Here is a 20,034-nt window from a genome sequence, read left to right as displayed (position 1 = left end):
GAAGCAGCTGTATTACTCCGCAACGCTATGCAACCGACCACAGTGGTTTTTGTCTACGGATCCCTGCTGCGGGGCGGCCAATACCACAGCTTGCTGCAGGGGGCAGAATTTTTGGGGACAGACAGCCTCAACCACATTGATCTTTACAGTCTCGGCCCCTACCCGATGGCAGTTCGTGGCCGAAACCGGCTCTACGGCGAGTGCTACCGCATCCCCTTGAGTCTATTGGCCCGCTTGGACGAACTGGAAGACCACCCGCGGGTGTACGAACGGCAGTGGGTGCAGTTGGATAGCGGCACCTTTGCTTGGGTTTATCTGGGTCGGCCTGAGCAGGTGCAGGGGTGTTCCCTCATCCCCAGTGGCCGCTGGCTGGCTAGAGATCAAAGTGGAGCTTGACGCCCTCAACATACTGGGGCAGCACCAAAGACTCTATCCCACTGTTGTGCTCCGCACCGCTGTCGCGAACGCGAACGGCTGCCGACGGATCCCATTCTTGGGAATCAGACTCTTTGGCGGAGAGAGCACCGGCATCCACAGGGCTGGAAACGCGCTCCAGGTAGTAGATGCGATCCCCGCGTCGCCAAATGTCTGGCTCAGGCAGGTAGAAGAGCCGACCCGGTCGAGATGAGCCGCTCCTCAGCCGCTGCGGGCGCACCAACAACAAGGGCAGGCATAGATCGGCTTTGATTCGATAGGCAAACTGATCCCGCAGCCGTTCAAGGGTGGGATCCTCCAGTCCCATCTGGGCCAGGAAGGGATTGGGCAGCGCTGGTGCTGAAAAAGCGCTCCGCACCGCTGTCGGGAACGACTCTTGAGCCGTCAAGACATCAGCTTTATTGCTCCGCACTGCCTCCGGCAGGGTTGAGGCCGCATTCGCAGAAGCGTCACGTAGCGATAAAGGGAGAGGCAGGCCCAGGTCTGCCAACGTGGGTAGGGTGATCGAGCGCAGCTCAGCCCGGTTGGCCTCCAGATAGCCGGCCCAGCGCTGCAGTTGGGGGAAGGAAGGCTGCAAGGTGCGGATCCCTTCTGAGATGGGCATATCCGGCAGCAACACCGTCCAGATGGTGGCCGAAACCGAGAGTTTCACCATCAACTCGGCAATGGCCCAGTTCACCTGCGGATCCAGAGTCAGGATCAACAGAGTTTCCGCATGGTCGATATCGGCCTTCAACAAAGCAGACTCGTTCAGTACAGCTTCCTGCAGGGATCCGGGGATGGCTTCTGGCTTGCCGACTTCCTGGCTTGGGGCAGACTTGTGGGTGCCGTTGCCGTCAGAGGAATGAAGTTGTGGGGGCAAGCCATCTGCTGGACGACGCTTCGGCGTTCCTGACAAGGATGTGGAGGACCTACGGGATGGCGGGATGGAGTCCTTACCGTCTGTTGGGTGGGGAGCTTTGTAGCTGCTATACCCATTTTTGGAAGCCCCAGAAACCAACGGGATCACCTCGACCGTCTGGTTGAGCGAGCGCATCAACTGGGCCAATTGGTTGGTGAGGGGATGATCGCCGATGATTATGGTGGAACTGCCCTGATCCAGACCCAGCCAGCGGGCCACCCAGGCTGCCGTCAACCCCTGTACCGTCACCGTCACCGAGATGGTCAAAAACACCAGCGCCTTGAGGGCATCTCCCCCGGTAATGCCCCGTTCTGTCAGCAGAATGGCAAACAAGGAGGCCACCGAAGCCGCCACAATGCCCCGAGGAGCCAGCCAAGCCACAAACAGCTTCTGCCGCCAATTCAGGTCGCTGCGCCAGGTACACAGCCACACACTCAAGGGACGGATGACCAGCATCAAGCACAGCACTGTGGCCAGGGATCCCCAGCCTAGGGCAAACACCGCCTTGAGGGAGAGCGTGGCAGTCAGCAGGATAAAGATCACAGAGATGGCCAACACTACCAACTGGCCGTGAAACTGCCGCACACCCCGCTCGGCAATGGCCGCCTTCTGCCGCACCACCAGGCCCGCCATCACCACCGCCATCAGCCCCGCCTCCGATCGCAGCGACTGGGCCAAGGCAAACACCCCCAGGGCCCCCGCCAGCACCACCGAGTTGCGCAGCTCCTCGGTTAAAAACTGCCGCGACCAAAGCAGGAAGGATCCCATCAGCCAGCCCCCCAGCGCTCCCACCGCCGACCCGATGGCCAGACGGCTGGACAACTGTTCCAAGGCCATGAGAAAACTGGGATGGCCGGAGAGCACCACCTGCAGCACCACCACTGCCAGAATGGCCCCGATGGGATCGATGAGCACCCCTTCTCCTTCCAGGAGCGTGCTGACTGCCGGATCGACCCGTACCCGCTTCAAGATGGGGTTGATCACCGTCGGCCCTGTTACCACCACCAGGGATCCAAACAAAAAAGCCAGCCGCCAGGGAAACTCCCCCAGATAGTGAGCTGCTGCCGCTCCCCCCACCAGGGTCAGCAGGGATCCCAACAAAACCAAATTGCGCAGGCTATCCGATACCGGATTGAGACGTTGCAGCCGCAGGTTCAGTCCCCCCTCAAACAAGATCAGAGCCACCGCCAACGACACCAGCGCTTCCAGCCCGGATCCCATGACTTGGGGATGAACCCAGCCCAAACCATCTGGCCCCAGCAACAGGCCAAACAGCAGCAGGAATACAATGCTGGGCACTTTGACAAAATTGGCCAGCACCTGAGCAGCGATCCCAGCCACCAGGGCTAGCGTAAACAGGATCGTCAGCTCAAATGAATCTTGCATATTGAGGCTTAACCGAACGCAATAGCGGGACGGAGCCCTTACCTTTCCAGCTACTGAACGCTAACAATCTCGTCGCTGCCATCGTTAACGTCGTTGTTGCTCCGCAACGCTAACGCCAATACAAACTGCTGGAAAGTCTCCAATCGTCAAGGGGGCTCTGCCCATCACGTCAGCAGTTCATGAGCTCGAACATGCAGAGTTAACATCTAGTTAACCTCTGTGTGCTGGCTCCATAAAGTTGCAAAAGCTACACCCAGCTCCACTCTTTCTACAGTACACACGACTTACCTCAACGTATCACAGAGCGGGCTTGACGACCACTCTGGCGTTGGGCAGCTCTGTTGGGAATTGAAAGCAAATCGACATGCTGCCAAAAATCTCCCCTTCTAGGCTTTCTCGCCTTCCGGGTGGCTGAGACCCGTCTCTAAGGGCTTAACGCGACGGATGGGCAGATTGGCAATAAGAGCAGTCGTTCCCCCTTCCGTGGCCAAGTGAAACTGCATCCCTTCTGAATCCAGCTCCACATAGCGGGACACCACCCCCAAAATCTCCAGGCGCATTGATTCCAGCGCCGCCGGGGTGAGGTCAGCGCGGTCATGGGCCAAGATCAGCTTCAACCGTTGCTTGGCTTGCTGGCGGCTGTTGCCGGAGTGCCGAGAAAAAAGCTGATCCAAAAAATCGAGGAGCATAGGTTTTGTTAGCTTTGTTACTCAGGTGTGAACAGGTCAAAATTGCCATTCCAATCTGGATAAATTGGGGAAAAACGACAAAACAGTTGTCAGAGCACCTTTTGGTTTAAAAACCGTTTGGCCCGCTCCCAAAAGGACTCGCCCAAACTGGCCATCTTGGGGAAGTCCACTGTTTCCCCTTCCAGCCGTCGGGCAATGCGCTGGATGGCCTGAGCAGCCAGAGTTGGATTGGCGGAGAGAACCAGGGGCTCCCCTTTGTTGGTGGAGACGATCACCTCGCGGTCTTCTGGAATAATACCCACCAAGGGGATGGCCAGCACCTCGACCACATCTTCCACCGACATCATCTGGCCGGCTGCCACCATGTCCGGGCGCAGGCGGTTGACAATGAGCTGAGTCGATGAAATCTGGGCGGCTTCCAACAAGCCCACCACGCGATCTGCATCCCGCACCGCTGCCACTTCTGGGGTGGTGATGATGATGGCCTCGTTGGCCCCGGCAATGGCATTGCGAAACCCTTGTTCGATCCCTGCCGGACAATCGATCAGCACATAGTCATGGCTGCTGGCCAGCTTCTCGATTAACTGGCGCATCTGATCCGGATTCACCGCCGTTTTGTTGCGGGTTTGGGCTGCCGGCAACAGCGAGAGATTGGGGGTGCGCTTGTCTTTCACCAAAGCTTGCTCGAGGCGACATTCCCCGGCGATCACCTCTAGGGCTGTGTACACCACCCGATTCTCCAGCCCCAGCAGCAAATCCAGGTTGCGCAGGCCAAAGTCTGCATCCACCACCACCACCGAGCGACCCAAGCGCGCCAAGGCAGTGCCCAGGTTGGCCGTCACGGTGGTTTTGCCGACTCCACCTTTACCAGAGGTCATGACGATGACTCGGCTCATACTCCTCTCCGCAGAAAATCTTGAAGGCTGGCGATGCAGATGACATCTTCCTGTAGGTAAACCACTTCAGGGGTGTTGGGCAGGGATCCACCTTCTGGCGGACGGGCCACTTGATCGGCAATGCGCAACTGAGTGGGCTCCAACTGCAAAGCCAAAATTACAGCTCCCTTGTCGCCGTCGGCCCCCGCGTGAACCAAGCCGCGCAAGCGTCCCCAAACCCAAATATCTCCTCCGGCAACGATCTCGCCGCCGGGGTTGAGATCCCCCAACAGGAATACGGATCCTCTGTGACGCACGGACATGCCAGAGCGCACTGTCGAACGTAGGTACAGAGGTGTGGTGTCTGGGGGAGCAGGGGGAACTGCCTCCAAAAGGGAAGATTGCTCCACAGAATACCCCAACGTCGCTGCTGCAATCGCTGTCGAGCGGGATCGAGTTTGAACGCGCCACAGTTGCATTCCATGCTGAGACAATAGGGCAGCAAGAAGTTGTAGGGTGGGCATGTCCAGCTCTCGCTGCTGGCTCCAGAGGGTGAGGGGAGCGACCCCGGCCCAGTAGGGTTTGCGGCTGCGCAACTGCCAAACCAGGTTTTCCCAAAGCTCCTCCCAAGGCAAGGTGCTGGGCAAGTGCAGATGAATCCCTTGTGCATCCGACCGAAAGTAAACGCTGCCCGTGGCCCAGGAGTCTGGAGATGGGGAGATTTCAGGGTTCCATGTAGGGGATCCCGTCATGACCGCCCTTAAACGTCTGCCTGAATATAGAGCCCTATCCTATTCCATTCCCCCAAGCCAGGGGAAACTCTCTCGGCGGTTGCCCTTGATAGCAAAGCGGTTTCGCTTGGGTGGCAGGACAATCTTGCTTCGGGATCGCTAACTTGAGGGTACTTGATGGAGCCAATTCCTGATGTTGAAACCTCGCCACACCCTCAGGCTGCTCGCGCCAGCAGGACAGGATCCTCTCCTCTCCAAGGGGTGGAGTTCTCGCGCGGTGAGACCGGTCGCCATTGCCCTACTCAGCATTCTTGCGGCATCTGGGATGGGATCCCCTGCCCATGCCCAAGATCTGGGCCGTTTGCTGATTCATGGCCTTCAGTGGCTGCAGGTGAGCCAGTTGAACGATGCCCAAGAGGTGAGCTTAGGCCGCCAGATCGATCGACAACTGAAAGCGCGGGGACAACTTCGCCTCAGTTCGGATCCCTACTGGGTCGAGCGGGTGAACCGCATTGGCCAACGGGTGGCCGCCCACAGCGAACGGCCCCATCTGCCCTACACCTTTCAAGTGGTGGAAGATCCCGACATCAACGCCTTTGCCACACTGGGAGGCTTTGTCTACATCACCACTGGTGCCCTCGCAGCCGCCGACAACGACGACCAGATTGCCGCCGTGCTGGCCCACGAGGTGGCCCACATCGGCGAACGCCACGGCCTGCAACAACTGCAGCAGGCTGCCACTGCCCAGTTTGGGGCTCAATTGTTGGGGCTCAACGATAGTACCCTGGCCGCTCTGGCCCTGGAATTGGGAGTACGGCGCCCGCAGAGCCGTGAAAACGAGTTTATCGCCGATGAAAAAGGTCTGGGGGCAGCCTATCGCGCCGGGTTTGACCCGCAGGGCATGCCGCAATTTTTGGCCAAGTTGCAATCCCGCGGATCTGTGCCAGAGTTCCTGCGCACCCATCCCCCCGTCTCGGAGCGCATTGCCCGCCTCAACCAGCTCATCATTCAGCACGGCATGGTCAGCCCAGCCGGTCAGACCGTTCCACTCCACGGCTCCGGCGGCTCCATTTGGCCCTCCGGATCCCCCGAACAAACCCAACGCACCGAGATTGAGATCCTGCCGCTACTCCCTGTCCTGCCCTAACTCGGCCCAGAGGGATCCCTTCTGCCCAAGGCCGGCTGAAATGGCTCTCGCTCCCAATCTTTGGCCTTGATGACTTCCTGTGTTTCTTGGTCGGGGATGGCTACTGGTGGAGCTATGCTTCACAGCAAAGGCAGGCCACGCAGTCTCCGCAACTGGTTGAGGTGGGCCGGGCAATCACAGCCGAATAGGGCAATAGCTGCGTTGCTTTCTTCAAGGGTGAACTCCAGAAAGGGATGCTCTGTCACCTCGACCTCAACCCAGGACTCCGTCCCGCTAACGCGAGTGGCTGGGATGGGATCCTTCTGCTCGGGAACAAGGAGAGGATGTCTCCACGGCAAAGAACGGGAGCGGACGACACCCAAGTCAAATGGGGGCGCATCCGGGGCAGAAGCCCAAGCCGCAGGAGCAGACCAAAGCAGCAACGCCCACAGAGCCGGTGTAGCCCACCTTGCCCAGCGCCAATAGGAATAGGGGATCCCTGCCATAGACTTTGCTAACTCACTAGTGTACCGTCCGCTTTGGATTTTGCCAGGGAGTGGCTGAAGCGAAGAGGACGTCATAGCTGCGCAACGCTAACGCGACTGGCCGGCATCGTCTCAGGAACCGTTGGGTCACAGCCGGCGGATCCCATGCCAAACTTTGGTTTAGAATATTTTTAGATTCGAGATTCAGTCTCACTCATTTGAACTTGGGGAGGCCAACCTTTAGCCTTGCCAAGGATATCCCTCTTCTGCAGCGCTCCACTGGGATCTAGCTTCCTGCCCTTTCCCGTCCTGTTTTGTTCATTATCTCTATTATCTCTACCAACTCAGGAGTTTCTTATGGCCGTTCCAAATGGTCATTCCGGCACGCTTCCAGAGCAAGAGGCTTCTTCTATGGGAAAGGACGCTCTTCCGCCAACGCAAACGGGTAATGCTCTAAACCTGGCTCCCCTGCCTGCTGATGGAGCCTCCGGGGCTGCTCAGATGCCGGTACTGCTGGAGGAGAAATCCGGCCCACCGGTGTTTCCCAGCCCTGTCAAGTTCAGCGAAATTGAGATTGACCACCGTCCGGTTGGGGCTTCGACCCTGAAAGTGGTGGATTACTATGCCGACGGACGTCCAGTTACTGCTGCAACTCTCAAAGTCGTGGACACCTGGGGCGAGGGACGCCCAACGGTTGCCTCTGGGGCCAAATTCATTCATGATCCCACGCTCAATCGCCCGATAATGGCTGATGGCCTGAAAATTGCCAAAACCTTTATGGGCAATCGCCCCATTGAGGCCAGCCCCCTCAAGGTGATGCGCTAGCCCGGATCCCCAAGGTGGGCCAGGGATCCCCTTGCTAACCTAGGTTAGGGCACAGCAGGGCAGTGATCATGGAGATCCTGGCAGTTCTCTTGGGGCTGTTGGCGGGCTTGGGAGGAGGAGCGAGCTATCTGGCGGATCAGACGGCGCGGCAGCTTCTGTTGGATCAGTTGGATCGGGCAGAGGTTTTGGAGGTGCGCATCCAAAGCCAGCCCAATTACCGGCTGCTGAATGGCCAAGCGGATCGCCTGCTGATCGCCGGTCGCGGGCTCTATCGAGCGCCCTTTCCCCGCATCGAGCTTCTGGAGCTGGAAACCGATCCGGTGGCAATTGACCCCTCTTTTTTCCAGGGGGCTCCCTTGCGCCTGACGCGACCTCTGCAAGCTGCGGTGCGGGTGGTGGTGCGAGAAGAGGACTTGAATGCTGCCCTCAACATGCCAGAGGTGCTCCGCCAGTTTCAGGATCTCCGGGCCGATCTGCCTTTTGGGGGAGCGGGAAGGGAAGCTCGCCGTTTCGATCTGCGTCAGCCCCGCGTCGAGTTTTTGGATCCCAACCGCATTCAGCTCTCTGCCCTTTTGGTGGAGGAAGACGGCGGTACCGAGCAGAAGGACTCCGTCCAGCCAACGCGAGCAGTGGAGGTGGTGTTCAACGCTGGAATCCGCATGGAGGAAGGGCGCAGCCTAAAGCTGGAGAATCCGGAGTTTGTGATCGGTTCTGTACGGGTTCCTGATGAGATCTCAGCAGCGTTTTTGGGCGGGCTCAATGAGGTGTTTGACCTGCAAGAGCTGGAAGAGAGCGGGATTCTGGTGCGGGTGCTCAGCCTGGAGATAGAGCCTGACCAATTGCAGGTGATTGGGTTTGTGCGGGTGGAGACGCTGGAAAGGACTTTGTCCCGCTAACGGGGATCCCCATTGAGCAGGGATGAGCTCCCCAGGGCTGCGCTCTAGCAGGAGAGCTGCTCTGTCAAACTGGATAAAGATCAGCCAGGCTGGAGATGGGATTATGGCCTTCGATTGGTTTCGCCGCCGCTATACCGACTCTACCGACTCTTCTGGTGAAGCAGAGCCTTCGCCACCGGCCCCGGAACCGGCGGAGATCTCCCCGGAAGACTATTTGGCCTTCGCCAAAGCCGCCTATGCCAACCTGAAGGCCCGTGCTGCTGCCCAAGCCCCACCGGCAACCCAGGACTCTGTCCCACCTGCGCCAGCGGAAGGGATCCCTGCAGAATCCGTCCAGCTGCAGCCACCGGCCTCGACTGAGGACTCCGGCCCACTTGCCCAAGCAGAACCCCGTGAACCCGTCCAGTCCTCCACTCCAACACAAGAACCAGCATCTCCAGAATCGCCCCCTGTGCAGCCGGCGGCAGCTCCCTCGTTTTTCGATCTGGCTCCCCGTGCTGCTGAGCGTCTCCAAGCCCTGCAAGCCAGCGCCGTGGATGAGCCCAAACCCGAGCCGGTGACTCCAGCCGTTGCTCCCTCTCCAGAGACGGGGCCGGAAGAGCTGGTCTTCGATGAGGGCTTCCGCTGGTCAGCCGAGATCCTGGCGGCCCAAGGGCGCAAACCGGAAGAGATTTCCGTTGAGGAAATCTCCTGGCTGCAAAAGCTGCGGCGAGGCTTGGGCAAAACCCGCCTTAACCTGATCAACCAGTTGAAAGCCCTGGTAGGCCGCGGCCCTCTGGATCAGAAGGCTGTGGAAGAAATTGAGGCCCTGTTGCTGCAGGCCGATGTGGGGATCGACGCCACCGAGCAGATCATCCAAGCCCTACAAAAGCGTATGCGAGAGGAGGTGGTGCCCCCAGAGGAGGCCGTCAAATACCTCAAGCAGCAGATGCGGCAGATGTTGACGGTGGGGGATCCCACCTTTGCGCCGCAACGGGACACGCTCAACATTTGGTTGATTGTCGGGGTGAATGGGGCGGGCAAGACCACCACCATTGGCAAAATTGCCCATGTTGCCCGCGAGTCTGGGTACCGCTGTCTGATTGCTGCTGCTGATACGTTTCGGGCTGCTGCTGTGGAGCAGCTCAAGGTTTGGGCAGAGCGAGCAGGGGTAGAGGTAATCGCCAATCCCTCTCCCAATGCCGATCCGGCAGCGGTGGTTTTTGACGCCATCACAGCCGCCAAGGCCAGGGGCACAGAGCTGCTGTTGGTGGACACGGCAGGCCGTCTGCAAAACAAGAAAAACCTGATGGACGAGCTGGCCAAGATCCGCCGCATCGTTGACAAAAAAGCTCCCGAAGCCAAGGTAGAAAGCCTTCTGGTGCTGGATGCCACCCAAGGGCAAAACGGGTTGCGCCAAGCCGAGGTGTTTGCCGAGGCTGCCAAGTTGAGCGGTGTGATCCTGACTAAGCTGGATAGCACCGCCAAGGGGGGGATTGCCCTGGCCATTACGCAGCAGATGAACCTGCCCATCCGCTTTATCGGCGCCGGCGAGGGGCTAGAAGATCTGCGGCCTTTTTCCAGCTACGAGTTTGTGGAAGCTCTTCTAAGCGAGTATTGAGGCACCCCCTCTCTGAGAAGGGCCATTGTGAAAGAGAGACACACAGATCCAGGCTTTGTTGGGCGTCGCCCCCGCTTTCTACCCTGGAGTGCTGCAGTGGTGGGGGCAGGTTTGCTTTGGGCTTGGGGTGGGCACCGCTGGATCCAGAGCGGGTTGAACCTGGTTCGGGCGGGATCCACGCAGGATACAGAAGCTTTGCAGGAATTTGTAACCACCTTGGCTCAGGTGTTGTCGGGGGTGCTGGGCTTTACCCTCTCGGTGGTGGCCATTGTGGTGCAGTTGAGCGCGGATCGCTTCACCCCCAAGGTCACGGAGCTGTTTTTGCGCGAGAAAGTCAATTTCTACCTCTTCTTTTTCCTGATTCTGGCCAATGTGGTCAGTTTGTGGAGTTCGGCAGCCCTGAGCCTTTACGTTCGCGTCGGCGGTGTGGAGCAACAACGTCTGGGGCTGCTCATCGGTCTGAATCTGCTGCTGGGCACAGCTTCGTTTTTGATGCTGATCCCCTACTTTCGCTTCGTGTTTCACTTTTTGCAGCCGGCTTCGATTATCCATCGCATTGAGCAGCAAGTGCGGCAGGCCATCCTGGGATCCCTTGCTTCCAGGAGATCAGGATCGGACTCCGGATCCAAGAGGGGCTATTTCTCCCGTTGTTCACTGCAACTGCGGCCTCGTCACGACAACGTTGTGCAGCAACAGCGATGCGCAGGAATACAGGGTGCCGTAGGCATAGCAACAGAGCAGCACTCTCCAATGGGCGAATGCTCGCCAGCTCATCAGCGCTGCCTCTCGGCTCTGGATGAAATCAAAAGCATCGCCACCAGTGCTCTCCGTCAGCAGGAGGGGAGCATTCTCCTGGAAGCCTTGGACAGCTTGAAGTCTCTGTGGGTCTTCTATGCTGCTCACAAAGCACAACTGCCCCCTGCCTGGTTTCTCTTTACCCCGGCTCTGCGGCGGGATCCAGACTTTGCTTCGGTGGATAAGGGACTCTTGAGCCAGATTGAGGCAGAGGGATCCTGGCTGGAGCTGAAGATACTGCGGCAGTATCAAGCCTTGTTTGCCGTTCGCGTCAGCGGGACGGAGTCCTTTGTCGCTACGCGACGCTAACGCGAACGCGTCAGCGGGACGGAGTCCTTAAGCGAGCAACAGGAAACCACCCTGCGTGGGATCCGCAAAACCCAAGTCCGCTTGGCAGCCTTTCGCGTCAGCGGGACGGAGTCCTTTTTCCTCAGTCGTGGCCGGGAGGACTGGGCCAGGCTGATCGCGTAAGCGGGACGGAGTCCTTTCTATCAGGATATGCAGCACGAGCCCCTGGCGCGCCTGCAGAGCATCCACCAAGAGCTGCTCTCTACGGCTGCAGAGTTTTGGGAGTTTACCGACCGGGGGGAGAACTTCTACTACTTGGAGCCCGCTCTTTGGCCCTATGCCGATCGCGTAAGCGGGACGGAGTCCTTTGTCGCTACGCGACGCTAACGCGAACGCGTAAGCGGGACGGAGTCCTTGCAGTTTTTTAGCTGGTTTCAGGGCTTAACCTTGCCGGCAGATAAGCTGATCGCGTAAGCGGGACGGAGTCCTTAGAGCTCCTCTGGATCTCTGGAGCTTCCCTAAAAAATTCTGCCGATCGCGTAAGCGGGACGGAGTCCTTGTCTAGTCTGGTTAGAGCCGCCCCTTGCTGACTTGTCCCATCGCGTTAGCGGGACGGAGTCCCATGCGTCCTTTCGGCAACCCCAACCGTCTGGGCAGTTCTCCTAGCCGCAGATCCCTGCCGGGATCCAGCTCCTTTGTCCGGTTTCGCCGCAATCCTCATCTGCTGCCCTTTTGGGGCCTCAGCCTGCTAATGATGGGCTTGGCGGTGCCCCTGTTTGTGCTCTCGGGGGCGGATCCCAGTTTGGCCGGCTGCGACGAGAGCTTTTACGCCCAGATGGCCCGCGAGCTGCTGCGGAGAGGGGATTGGCTGGGGCCCACTTTTTTGGGAGAGCCCTTTTTCGAGAAACCCCCTCTGCTCACCTGGAGCGTGGCCCTCAGTTTTGCCCTGTACGGGGTAAACGAGTGGGCAGCGCGGCTGCCAGGGATCCTCGCTGCTTTGCTCTCCATTCCCCTGGTGGGTTGGATTGGGTGGTTTTTTTTGCCGATGCGGGCGGCCTTTTTGGGGATGGCGGTTTTGCCCCTGTGCTACCTCTGGGTGCAGCAGGGGCGGCTGGTGGGGCAGGATGTGCCCTTGACCTTTCTGGAGCTGCTGGGGATCCTGGGGCTGGTCAACGGTATCCGCGGCCACAGGGTTTGGTTTTGGCTAACCGGAGTGGCCTTCGGGCTGGGCCTGCTGATGAAAAGTGCCATGATCCTGCTGCCGGGGGCGGCTTTGATCCCCTATCTCGTGCAGCAACGGCGCCGCTGGATGGGATCCGCCCCATTTTGGCTGGCGCTTGGGCTGGGCTTGGGGATTTTTGGCCTCTGGCTAGGTCCAGCCATGCAGGTGTATGGCCCACAGGTGCTGACCACCCTGGTGGGGAAGGTGTGGGATCTGGGGCAAGAGCCCTTCCATGCGGATGCCACCGGCTGGTACTACCTTTGGCACATTCCCGTTCATGGCTTCCCGTGGACGGTTTTGGCTTTGGTGGGTGGCTTTCTCCTGGTGCGCCAGCAGCCGGGATCCACGCTGCTGATCTGGTCTTTCCCCCTGCTGCTGCTGTTGTTGTTGCAGCTTTATCCCACCAAAACCCCCTACTACACCGTGCAGCTTTACCCTTGGCTGGCTCTCTTGGCCGGGGTAGCCTTGGATCAAGCGTTGGCTATGCGGGGTCGCGTCAGCGGTGCGGATCGCGTTAGCGGGACGGAGTCCTTGCACTTAAAGCCCCGTCTGGCTCAGGTGATCTCTTGGGGCCTGGCAGCGGTGGGGCTGCTGCTGTTGGGTTTGGGGGTGGCCGTCCGGCTAGGTGTAGACGGTCTGGAGCTCCTACAGCCTCATGCTTGGCCGCTGGTGGTGATGGGTGTTTTGTACCTCTTGCTGCCAGGGATCTGCAGTTGGTGGCGGGTGTTGCGCTGCGCCGGCGAGCTGTGGGTGGGAACCCTCTTGTTGGCCGGGATCCTCGCCATGATCACCATCGTCTTGCGGCCTGATTTTGGCAATTTCAGCCCTGCTTTTGCCCAAATGGATTGGAACCAAATGCTGCCCCCGTCCGTTCGCGCTATTCGGACGGAGTCCTCGACAGAGGCTGGGGAGACGGTGGTGGATATTGGCCGCAGCGGCTTGCCGGATGTCTGTCAGGCTCAGGCCATCGCTTTTTATACCCCTAATCCGGGGAGATGGGTGGATGATCAGGCTCTGCGACGAGGGGAGCATGGAGACTACCTTTGGGTATCTCCGGTGCAGGCAGAAAAGGTGGAGATCCGGGATTTGGGGTTACAACCTCTGGCGGCGGTGGAGGGCTGGCAACTGGTGCGCCGTTTGGATCCCCTTTCGGAGCAGGGCAGCGGGGAGCCTCTTTGAGTTTAAAAATCTTAAGTTTAAGAATCCTAGGAAGTGTTAAAGCATGGCGGGAATAGCGGAATCGGGCCGGTCGTGGGTGTCTCTAGAGCGTACCTGGGTAATCCAGGGATTGGCTTGGCTGGCAGCGCTGCTATTTGTGGCGGGGGTGATCCTGCTGGCGGGGGCTTCCCCTCTCCAGGTGGCGGCCAGCATGTGGCAGGGGGCCTTCGGCACTGAAGCTCAGTTTGGCCGGGTTTTGGCAACGCTGGCTCCCCTTGTCCTCTGCTGCTGTGGGCTGGTGTTTACGTTTGTTGCCGGTCTCTACAACTTGGGCATCGAAGGGCAAATGGTGGTCGGGGCAATTGCGGCCACGTTTCTGGTGCGTCTGGAAGCGGGATGGTTGCCGCCGCCACTGGTCATTACCTTGGCGCTTTTGGCCGGGATCCTGGGCGGGGCGGGCTGGGGCCTGTTGGCTGGGATCCTGAATGTGTGGGGGCGGGTCAACGAGATCTTCGCCGGTCTGGGGCTGAATTTTGTTGCCCAAGGTTGGGTGCTCTACCTGATCTTCGGCCCTTGGAAAAGGCCGGGGGTGGCTTCCATGAGCGGGACGGAAGTGTTGGATCCCCGTTTGTGGCTGCCCACCTGGGGGCGGTCAGAGGCCAGTCCGGTGGCGTTGCTGCTGGCCCTGTTGGCTTTGGCCCTGACAGTGCTGGTGGTGCGCAACACCCGCTTTGGCCTGCAGTTGCGGGCGGTGGGGAAAAACCCTGTAGCTGCTTTCCGGCTGGGGATCCCGGCTACCCGCAGGTTGCTCATGGCATTTGCCTGCTGTGGGGGCTTAGCAGGGCTGGCGGGCGCCTTGCAGGTGTTGGCTCTGTTCCATCGCCTCATCCCCAATATCTCCAGCAATTTGGGCTTTCTGGCCTTGTTGGTGGTGATGCTGGCAGGCTTTAACCCCCTGCTGATTTTGCCGATTGCCTTTTTCTTCAGCAGTCTTAACATCGGCAGCTTGCAACTGCCTCTCTCTTTGCAATTGGAGTCTTCTTTGGCCGGTGTGATTCAGGGATCCCTGGTGTTGTTCGTCTTGTTGGCCCAAGGGATCAGCCGCCGCTATTTCCTGGGGAAAGGTTAACAAAACGTGCGGAATTCCCCACCCTCTACAGGGTGGGGATAGATAGCACCGCCCGACTGATTTTAGATACAGGATTTTATTGTTTCCAACGGTGCGCCGCCACAGGAAATAATGCACTTGGAATCATGCCAAAGCTTGGCTTTACCCCAGTACACCTTGTCTATTTCTGCTTTGAATTGCTGCCTCAGTATTCGGCTTGATGCTGACTTTAGAGACGAAACTAGATGGGAAATATTGTTATCGGGATGCAAGTCAATCAGCAAATGTACATGATCCGGTTCCTCTTGAAATTCAGGTTAGAAAACATCGGTTTGCAGATAGTACCCATTCCAAAACAGGTTTCATCGCCTCTAACATCGCTTCAGTCAAAACTTTGCGCCTGTACTTGGTCACAAACACAATGTGCAGGTAAATCCTGAAAACGACATGAGCACCGCTCCTAAGTTAGTTGGGTCATGGCAATTTCTCCTAACCGCAAAAATTTGATATACTAATAATCGACTGAAGGGCGAGAGCTAGGTAAAAGGGCAGTGGTAACAAGAAGGCAGACATTTCGACTGTATCCAAACAAAGCACAACAAAAGGTTTTGTTGTCTGCTCGTCGTCTCCACTGCTACTTGTACAACGCCTGCATCGCTCATCGGGAGTATGAATACAAACGCAACCGCAGGACGGTTAGCTACTTGGAGCAACAGAATCTGCTGCCTGAGTTCAAGCAGGTGTGGCCGGAGTTTGCTCAACTGAACTCCCAAGCCCTGCAAGCCACCGTCAAGCGAGTCGATGTGGCTTACCAACGGTTTTTCCAAGGACTGAACAGGAAGCCAAGGTTCAAGTCCATTCGCCGGTATTCGGGCTGGACGTATCCTGCCCGGTCGGGGTGGAAGGTCAACAGCACGGGAAAGCATGGCACGGTCACACTCAATGACTTGGGCATGACCCTGAAAATGCGTGGTCAAGCCAAGCATTGGGGCGTGCCAACAACGCTGACCCTTGTCTACAAGCCGTCCCGGCGGCAGTGGTTTGCCTCGTTCACGGTCGAGGTGGCGATACCTGAACCTAAGTTTGGTTCACAGTCGGATTTGCAGTACGAATCTATAGTTGCCTATGACTTGGGTACAGAGACCGCCCTGACTTTGTTTGATGGGGCGGAGTTTCAGGAGATTACTAACCCTCGCTTTACTCAGAGAAGTGAGGCGAAAATACGCAAGCTTGCCAAGTTGAAGCGGAGAAAGCGTGCCCCTAAAAAGGGCGTAAAGGCTTCCAGGAGATGGAAGAAAATTCACCGGCGGGAAGCGCAACTGCAAGCAAAGGCTGCTCGTCAGAGAAGAGACTGGCAACACAAAGTTACGTCAGAGATAGCTTGTCGTTATGGCGAAGCGCTCCGCGCCGCCGTAGGCGAACGGCGTAACGGAGAAGCTAAATATCAAAGGGATGACCCGCAAGGGTGGGAAGCGCAAGGCAGGGCTAAACAAGTCGATTTTGTCGGTGGGTTTCGGCACACTCAATCGGATGCTGACCTACAAAATCGAACAGAAGGGAGGTTTGGTTCTCCTGCTTCCCACCAAGGCCATCAAACCGAGCCAACGCTGTCCCAAGTGTGGTGCGGTACACCCGAACTGGGCGGACTTGAGCAACCGTTATCATGTCTGCTCGGCTTGTGGGTTTGAAATCCCCAGGGATCGGGGCTCGGTGATGGTGATGTACAACGTTGCCACTAATCGGCAACCGGGGTTGGGAACCAGCCTCGTGAGTCTTGGATGTCTCAGCTCTACTTCAAAGACCTGCGGGTCTATGAAGCAACTGGGGCAGAGGAAGAGACTAAAATCCTGCCGTCAAGTGGATGGGGCATCAGAAACCCCATCCGCCTATGCGGTGGGGTAGTTCATTGGCTTCGGCGATTTCTGGGATCCCTTTGCGTTAGCGTTGCGCAACAACGAGATTTAACTCCTATCGCGGGGGAAAACTTTGGATTTTTCTGCTCAGGACAGTGGTGCGGTTCTTCTGCCGTAGGCATAGCACCATCAACATCGGGAAATAAGGTTATCGTAGAAGGATGAATCGGACATCCCCTTTTTCAAATCGACCGCTCATCGGCGTTACCACCCGCAACCGCAATGACGAGGGAGACTTTGTAGCGCCAGGCCGCTATGTGGATGCCATTCGTGCTGCCGGAGGGATCCCTGTTCTTTTTCCCCCAGGCGAAAGCGAGCCCCAGGTTTTGCTGTCTTGGGTGGATGGCCTGGTGTTGACCGGTGGCGGCAACCTCTGCCCCAGCACCTTTCGCGGTAGCGGGACGGAGTCCTTTGGAGAGGATCCGCAACATCCCCAGGTGCGCTATGTGAACGCGGAGCGGGATCGATTTGAGGTGGCCTTGGCTCAGGCCGTGCTGGCCCAGGGGATCCCTGTTTTAGGCATTTGCCGGGGGATGCAATTGTTAAATGTGGTCAGTGGCGGCAAGCTGTTCGCGGTAGCGGGACGGAGTCCTTTCGCGGTAGCGGGACGGAGTCCTTGGGCAACTCGCTTTGGCTTCGCCAGTTTTCAGGCGGGAGGGGTGACGGGGCTTTTTCCATCGCTGTAGGTGAGATGGGGAATGTCTGGATAGCGGGATTCATCCAATCGCGTCAGCGGGACGGAGTCCTTTGTCGCTACGCGACGCTAACGCGAACGCGTCAGCGGGACGGAGTCCTTGCGGGCATGAAAGATGTCTTGGTACTCAAATACGCTCGTTAGGCTGAGGCTTTGCCAGGGCGGGATCCCTCTGCGGCAGCTCAACACCCCAGTAGCCAGCAGAAAGCTGCCCCATGCTAGGCTCTAGGCGGTGCTGCCCTAGTCGGCAAGGGGGGACTTGAAGGATATGAAAAAAAGGGTGGGCAGGTTAGTTTTCGCAAGTGCTTTAACTTTTTTTGCCAGTTCAATTCTTCTGAGAGCCTACGGTTCGCATTCAATCGAGTGGGCTCGCCAGTTCGGAACTCCTGCGAATGAGGTGGCTGACTCTATTGCTGTCGATCGCGCCAGCGGTGCGGAGCACTTTCGCGCCAGCGGTGCGGAGCACTTTCGCGCCAGCGGTGCGGAGCACTTTCGCGCCAGCGGTGCGGAGCACTTTGGACAGGGCAATGCTTGGGTAGCGGGAACCACTACGGGAGCCCTTCCTGACCAGTTGAGCGCTGGGAGCTGGGGTGCTTCTGTGCTTCAAGTACAGTCGCTAAGCCTGAGCTTCCTTCCCTTGGGAGAGCGGCCATGCACCGAATAGCTGCTTTGCCAGGGGGATGGGATCCTTCCCAATCCGGCGTCATTTTCTTGGAGCAGGATCCTGCTCCCATTGTTGTTCTCTCGGCAGCCGATACGGACCTGACGGCTTTGAGCGCGGCCATCCGTCTTTTGCCCCAAGACTTTCCGGCCATACGGGCAGCTAATCTGCTGCAGTTGCAACAGCCCCTCAGCCTGGATGACTACGCCGAGAAGGTGCTGCGGCAGGCCCGGCTAATCTTGATCCGCCTGTTGGGGGGGAGATCCTACTGGAGCTATGGCCTGGAGGTGGCCAAGCAGGTGGCCGCCGTTCGCGGTAGCGGGACGGAGTCCTTGGAGGGATCCACCCTGATCGTCATTCCTGGGGACGATCGCCCCGACTGGGATTTGGTGAGCCATTCCACTGTGCCTCTGGCGGTGGCGGATCGGGTGTGGCGGTACTGGCTGGAGGGGGGAGCGGAGAATGTGGCCGCCTGTCTGCTGTTTCTGGCTAGGGAGTTTCTGGGGGGCCAATATTCGGTGCCGGATCCTCAAGTGCTGCCTCGTCTAGGGATCTATCAACCCCCCATAGCTCCGCTGGCGGATCCCCAAGCTCCCAAGGTGGGGATTTTGCTCTACCGAGCCCATGTTCTGGCGGGGAACATAGAGCCGGTGGATCAATTGGCAAAAGCCTTGGTGGAGCGGGGGCTACAACCCCTTTGCCTGTATACCTATAGCCTTCAAGACCCAGACTTGCCCCAGGCCATTCGGGATCACTTTGGCGGCCAGATTGACCTGTTGCTCAACACCACCAGTTTTTCGCTGGCGCGGTTGGACAGCCACCAGCCCGATGTAAGCCTGTGGCAGGAATTGGATGTGCCCGTTTTGCAGGTAATCCTTAGCAGCGGATCCCGCCAGAGCTGGGAGGACTCCACGCGAGGACTGGGAGCGCGGGATCTGGCCATGAATGTGGCTTTGCCGGAGGTGGATGGGCGCATCATCAGCCGCGCCGTTTCCTTCAAGGCGGTTCAACAGCGAGATCCCCACTTGCAAACGGAGGTGGTGGCCTATGCGGCTGTGCCGGATCGGGTGGAGTTTGTAGCCGATTTGGCGGCCAACTGGGTGAAATTGCGGCGCACCCCCCCTTCCCAGCGGCGACTGGCTTTGATCCTGGCCAACTACCCCAGTCGGGACGGGCGACTGGCCAATGGGGTGGGTCTGGATACCCCTGCCAGTTGTGTGGAAATTCTCAGAGCTTTGGCGGGAGCTGGCTACTCAGTAGATCCCCTGCCCCAGACTGGAGATGAACTCATCCATTGGCTAACCGAAGGCCAGACCTACGACCCCTTGGGATCCCTGCGCCCGGCTCGGCAATGCCTTTCTGCTGCCCTTTATCGAGAGTGGTTTGCCCGCTTGCCTGAGCCCATCCAGACCGACCTCGTCCGGCAGTGGGGGGATCCGCCCTCTCGAGATATTCCCGTGGTGGGACTGCAGTTAGGGCAGGTGTTTGTAGGCATTCAGCCCCCGCGAGGCTATGACCGGGATCCGTCCTTGAACTACCATGCCCCGGATCTGGTGCCCCCCCATGAGTACCTGGCTTTTTACCTGTGGCTGCGGCAGGTCTTCGCCGTTCAAGCGGTGGTGCATGTGGGCAAGCACGGCAACTTGGAATGGCTGCCCGGCAAGGGATCCGCTCTTTCCGCCACCTGCTACCCGGAGGTTGCTCTGGGGCCAATGCCCCACTTCTACCCCTTCATCGTCAACGACCCAGGAGAGGGATCCCAGGCCAAGCGGCGAGCCCAGGCAGTGATTATCGACCACCTCACCCCGCCCCTTACTCGTGCTGAGCTGTACGGCCCCCTGGCGAATTTGGAACGGTTGATGGATGAGTACGTGCAGGCCCAACAGATGGATCCAGGCCGCTGCCCGCTGATTCGCGCCCAGATTCAGGAGCTGGTTCGAGCAGAGCATCTAGACCAACAGTTCAACCTGGAAAAAGAAGAAGATTGGAATCGCCTGGATGGCTATCTTTGCGAGCTAAAAGAATCCCAGATTCGCGATGGGCTGCACATCTTTGGCCGGATCCCTGCCGGTGAGCAGCTTATCGATCTGGTGGTAGCGCTGGCCCGCTACCCCGGCCACGGACAACTGGGGATTACTCAGGCCATTGCCCGCGATTGGGGATGGGACTGGGATCCCTTGACCGCCGACCTGACAGATCCTTGGCCAGAGGGATCCCCGAACTCGCCGTAACCCAAGCCAAGCGTT

General features: G+C 58.5%; 18 protein-coding genes, 1 pseudogene and 1 CRISPR repeat array. Of the genes and pseudogenes, 13 read left to right on the top strand and 6 right to left on the bottom strand.

Annotated elements, in window-relative coordinates; genetic code table 11:
- Nucleotides 1-27: 27 nt before the first annotated feature.
- The gene (locus tag ACVWYZ_RS01360) at nt 28-396 is read left to right on the top strand and encodes a gamma-glutamylcyclotransferase family protein (RefSeq protein WP_414349642.1); all 369 of its coding nucleotides are present in this window, start codon (nt 28-30) and stop codon (nt 394-396) included.
- Here ACVWYZ_RS01360 and ACVWYZ_RS01355 read toward each other — a convergent pair.
- From ACVWYZ_RS01355 to minC, 4 genes are all read right to left on the bottom strand, one after another.
- The gene (locus ACVWYZ_RS01355; protein WP_457465620.1) at nt 374-2,722 is read right to left on the bottom strand and encodes a cation:proton antiporter domain-containing protein; all 2,349 of its coding nucleotides are present in this window, start codon (nt 2,720-2,722) and stop codon (nt 374-376) included. The genes ACVWYZ_RS01360 and ACVWYZ_RS01355 overlap by 23 nt on opposite strands.
- A gap of 386 nt (nt 2,723-3,108) precedes the next feature.
- Nucleotides 3,109-3,411: a cell division topological specificity factor MinE gene (gene minE, locus ACVWYZ_RS01350; RefSeq protein ID WP_414412932.1), complete on the bottom strand. Its 303-nt coding sequence runs from the start codon at nt 3,409-3,411 to the stop codon at nt 3,109-3,111.
- An 89-nt stretch (nt 3,412-3,500) separates the two neighbouring features.
- On the bottom strand, nt 3,501-4,307 hold the full coding sequence (gene minD / locus ACVWYZ_RS01345) for a septum site-determining protein MinD (protein ID WP_457465619.1): 807 nt from the start codon (nt 4,305-4,307) through the stop codon (nt 3,501-3,503).
- Complete coding sequence (gene minC / locus ACVWYZ_RS01340; protein ID WP_457465617.1) at nt 4,304-5,038, bottom strand: septum site-determining protein MinC; 735 nt, start codon at nt 5,036-5,038, stop codon at nt 4,304-4,306. Before minC ends, minD begins: the two co-directional genes overlap by 4 nt.
- Before the next feature lie 172 nt (nt 5,039-5,210).
- On the opposite strand from minC, the gene ACVWYZ_RS01335 reads away from it, so the two are divergent.
- Nucleotides 5,211-6,164 (top strand): M48 family metallopeptidase, encoded by a 954-nt coding sequence (locus ACVWYZ_RS01335; protein ID WP_011431982.1) that lies wholly within the window; start codon nt 5,211-5,213, stop codon nt 6,162-6,164.
- A 119-nt stretch (nt 6,165-6,283) separates the two neighbouring features.
- Here ACVWYZ_RS01335 and ACVWYZ_RS01330 read toward each other — a convergent pair whose 3' ends face one another.
- The gene (locus tag ACVWYZ_RS01330) at nt 6,284-6,649 is read right to left on the bottom strand and encodes a hypothetical protein (protein ID WP_457465615.1); all 366 of its coding nucleotides are present in this window, start codon (nt 6,647-6,649) and stop codon (nt 6,284-6,286) included.
- Between the two features lie 480 nt (nt 6,650-7,129).
- Here ACVWYZ_RS01330 and ACVWYZ_RS01325 point away from each other — a divergent pair, with 480 nt between their 5' ends.
- The 6 genes from ACVWYZ_RS01325 to ACVWYZ_RS01300 all read left to right on the top strand — a co-directional run bounded on the left by ACVWYZ_RS01325 (nt 7,130) and on the right by ACVWYZ_RS01300 (nt 14,541).
- The gene (locus tag ACVWYZ_RS01325) at nt 7,130-7,453 is read left to right on the top strand and encodes a hypothetical protein (protein ID WP_457465614.1); all 324 of its coding nucleotides are present in this window, start codon (nt 7,130-7,132) and stop codon (nt 7,451-7,453) included.
- A gap of 68 nt (nt 7,454-7,521) precedes the next feature.
- The gene (locus ACVWYZ_RS01320; protein WP_457465612.1) at nt 7,522-8,349 is read left to right on the top strand and encodes an LmeA family phospholipid-binding protein; all 828 of its coding nucleotides are present in this window, start codon (nt 7,522-7,524) and stop codon (nt 8,347-8,349) included.
- Nucleotides 8,350-8,452: 103 nt separating this feature from the next.
- Nucleotides 8,453-9,949, top strand: coding sequence for a signal recognition particle-docking protein FtsY (gene ftsY / locus ACVWYZ_RS01315; RefSeq protein ID WP_457465611.1), 1,497 nt, complete (start codon nt 8,453-8,455; stop codon nt 9,947-9,949).
- 27 nt (nt 9,950-9,976) lie between these two features.
- Nucleotides 9,977-11,053 (top strand): DUF2254 family protein, encoded by a 1,077-nt coding sequence (locus tag ACVWYZ_RS01310; RefSeq protein ID WP_457465609.1) that lies wholly within the window; start codon nt 9,977-9,979, stop codon nt 11,051-11,053.
- Between the two features lie 323 nt (nt 11,054-11,376).
- Nucleotides 11,377-11,655: a CRISPR direct-repeat array (repeat unit 23 nt; unit sequence CGCGTAAGCGGGACGGAGTCCTT).
- Between the two features lie 131 nt (nt 11,656-11,786).
- Entirely contained in the window at nt 11,787-13,433 is a 1,647-nt protein-coding gene (locus ACVWYZ_RS01305; RefSeq protein ID WP_457465764.1) for an ArnT family glycosyltransferase, read from the top strand.
- 43 nt (nt 13,434-13,476) lie between these two features.
- The gene (locus tag ACVWYZ_RS01300) at nt 13,477-14,541 is read left to right on the top strand and encodes an ABC transporter permease (RefSeq protein ID WP_457465607.1); all 1,065 of its coding nucleotides are present in this window, start codon (nt 13,477-13,479) and stop codon (nt 14,539-14,541) included.
- A 62-nt stretch (nt 14,542-14,603) separates the two neighbouring features.
- Here the strand turns inward: ACVWYZ_RS01300 and tnpA are convergent.
- Nucleotides 14,604-14,955, bottom strand: a pseudogene (gene tnpA, locus ACVWYZ_RS01295) (IS200/IS605 family transposase).
- 176 nt (nt 14,956-15,131) lie between these two features.
- Here tnpA and ACVWYZ_RS01290 point away from each other — a divergent pair.
- The 5 genes from ACVWYZ_RS01290 (at nt 15,132) to cobN (ending at nt 20,019) form a co-directional block, all read left to right on the top strand.
- Complete coding sequence (locus tag ACVWYZ_RS01290) at nt 15,132-16,208, top strand: RNA-guided endonuclease InsQ/TnpB family protein (RefSeq protein WP_457465606.1); 1,077 nt, start codon at nt 15,132-15,134, stop codon at nt 16,206-16,208.
- The gene (locus ACVWYZ_RS01285) at nt 16,093-16,422 is read left to right on the top strand and encodes a zinc ribbon domain-containing protein (protein ID WP_457465763.1); all 330 of its coding nucleotides are present in this window, start codon (nt 16,093-16,095) and stop codon (nt 16,420-16,422) included. Before ACVWYZ_RS01290 ends, ACVWYZ_RS01285 begins: the two co-directional genes overlap by 116 nt.
- A 172-nt stretch (nt 16,423-16,594) precedes the next feature.
- A complete protein-coding gene (locus ACVWYZ_RS01280; RefSeq protein ID WP_457465604.1) occupies nt 16,595-17,119 on the top strand; it encodes a gamma-glutamyl-gamma-aminobutyrate hydrolase family protein in 525 nt (174 codons plus the stop codon).
- 405 nt (nt 17,120-17,524) lie between these two features.
- On the top strand, nt 17,525-17,791 hold the full coding sequence (locus ACVWYZ_RS01275; protein ID WP_414374432.1) for a hypothetical protein: 267 nt from the start codon (nt 17,525-17,527) through the stop codon (nt 17,789-17,791).
- Nucleotides 17,779-20,019: a cobaltochelatase subunit CobN gene (cobN, locus tag ACVWYZ_RS01270; protein WP_457465603.1), complete on the top strand. Its 2,241-nt coding sequence runs from the start codon at nt 17,779-17,781 to the stop codon at nt 20,017-20,019. Before ACVWYZ_RS01275 ends, cobN begins: the two co-directional genes overlap by 13 nt.
- Nucleotides 20,020-20,034 lie beyond the last annotated feature (15 nt).

The sequence above is a fragment of the Thermostichus sp. MS-CIW-37 genome (assembly GCF_054060065.1).
Note: the sequence above shows the minus strand (reverse complement) of the source record. Positions and strands in the feature narration are given on the sequence as shown.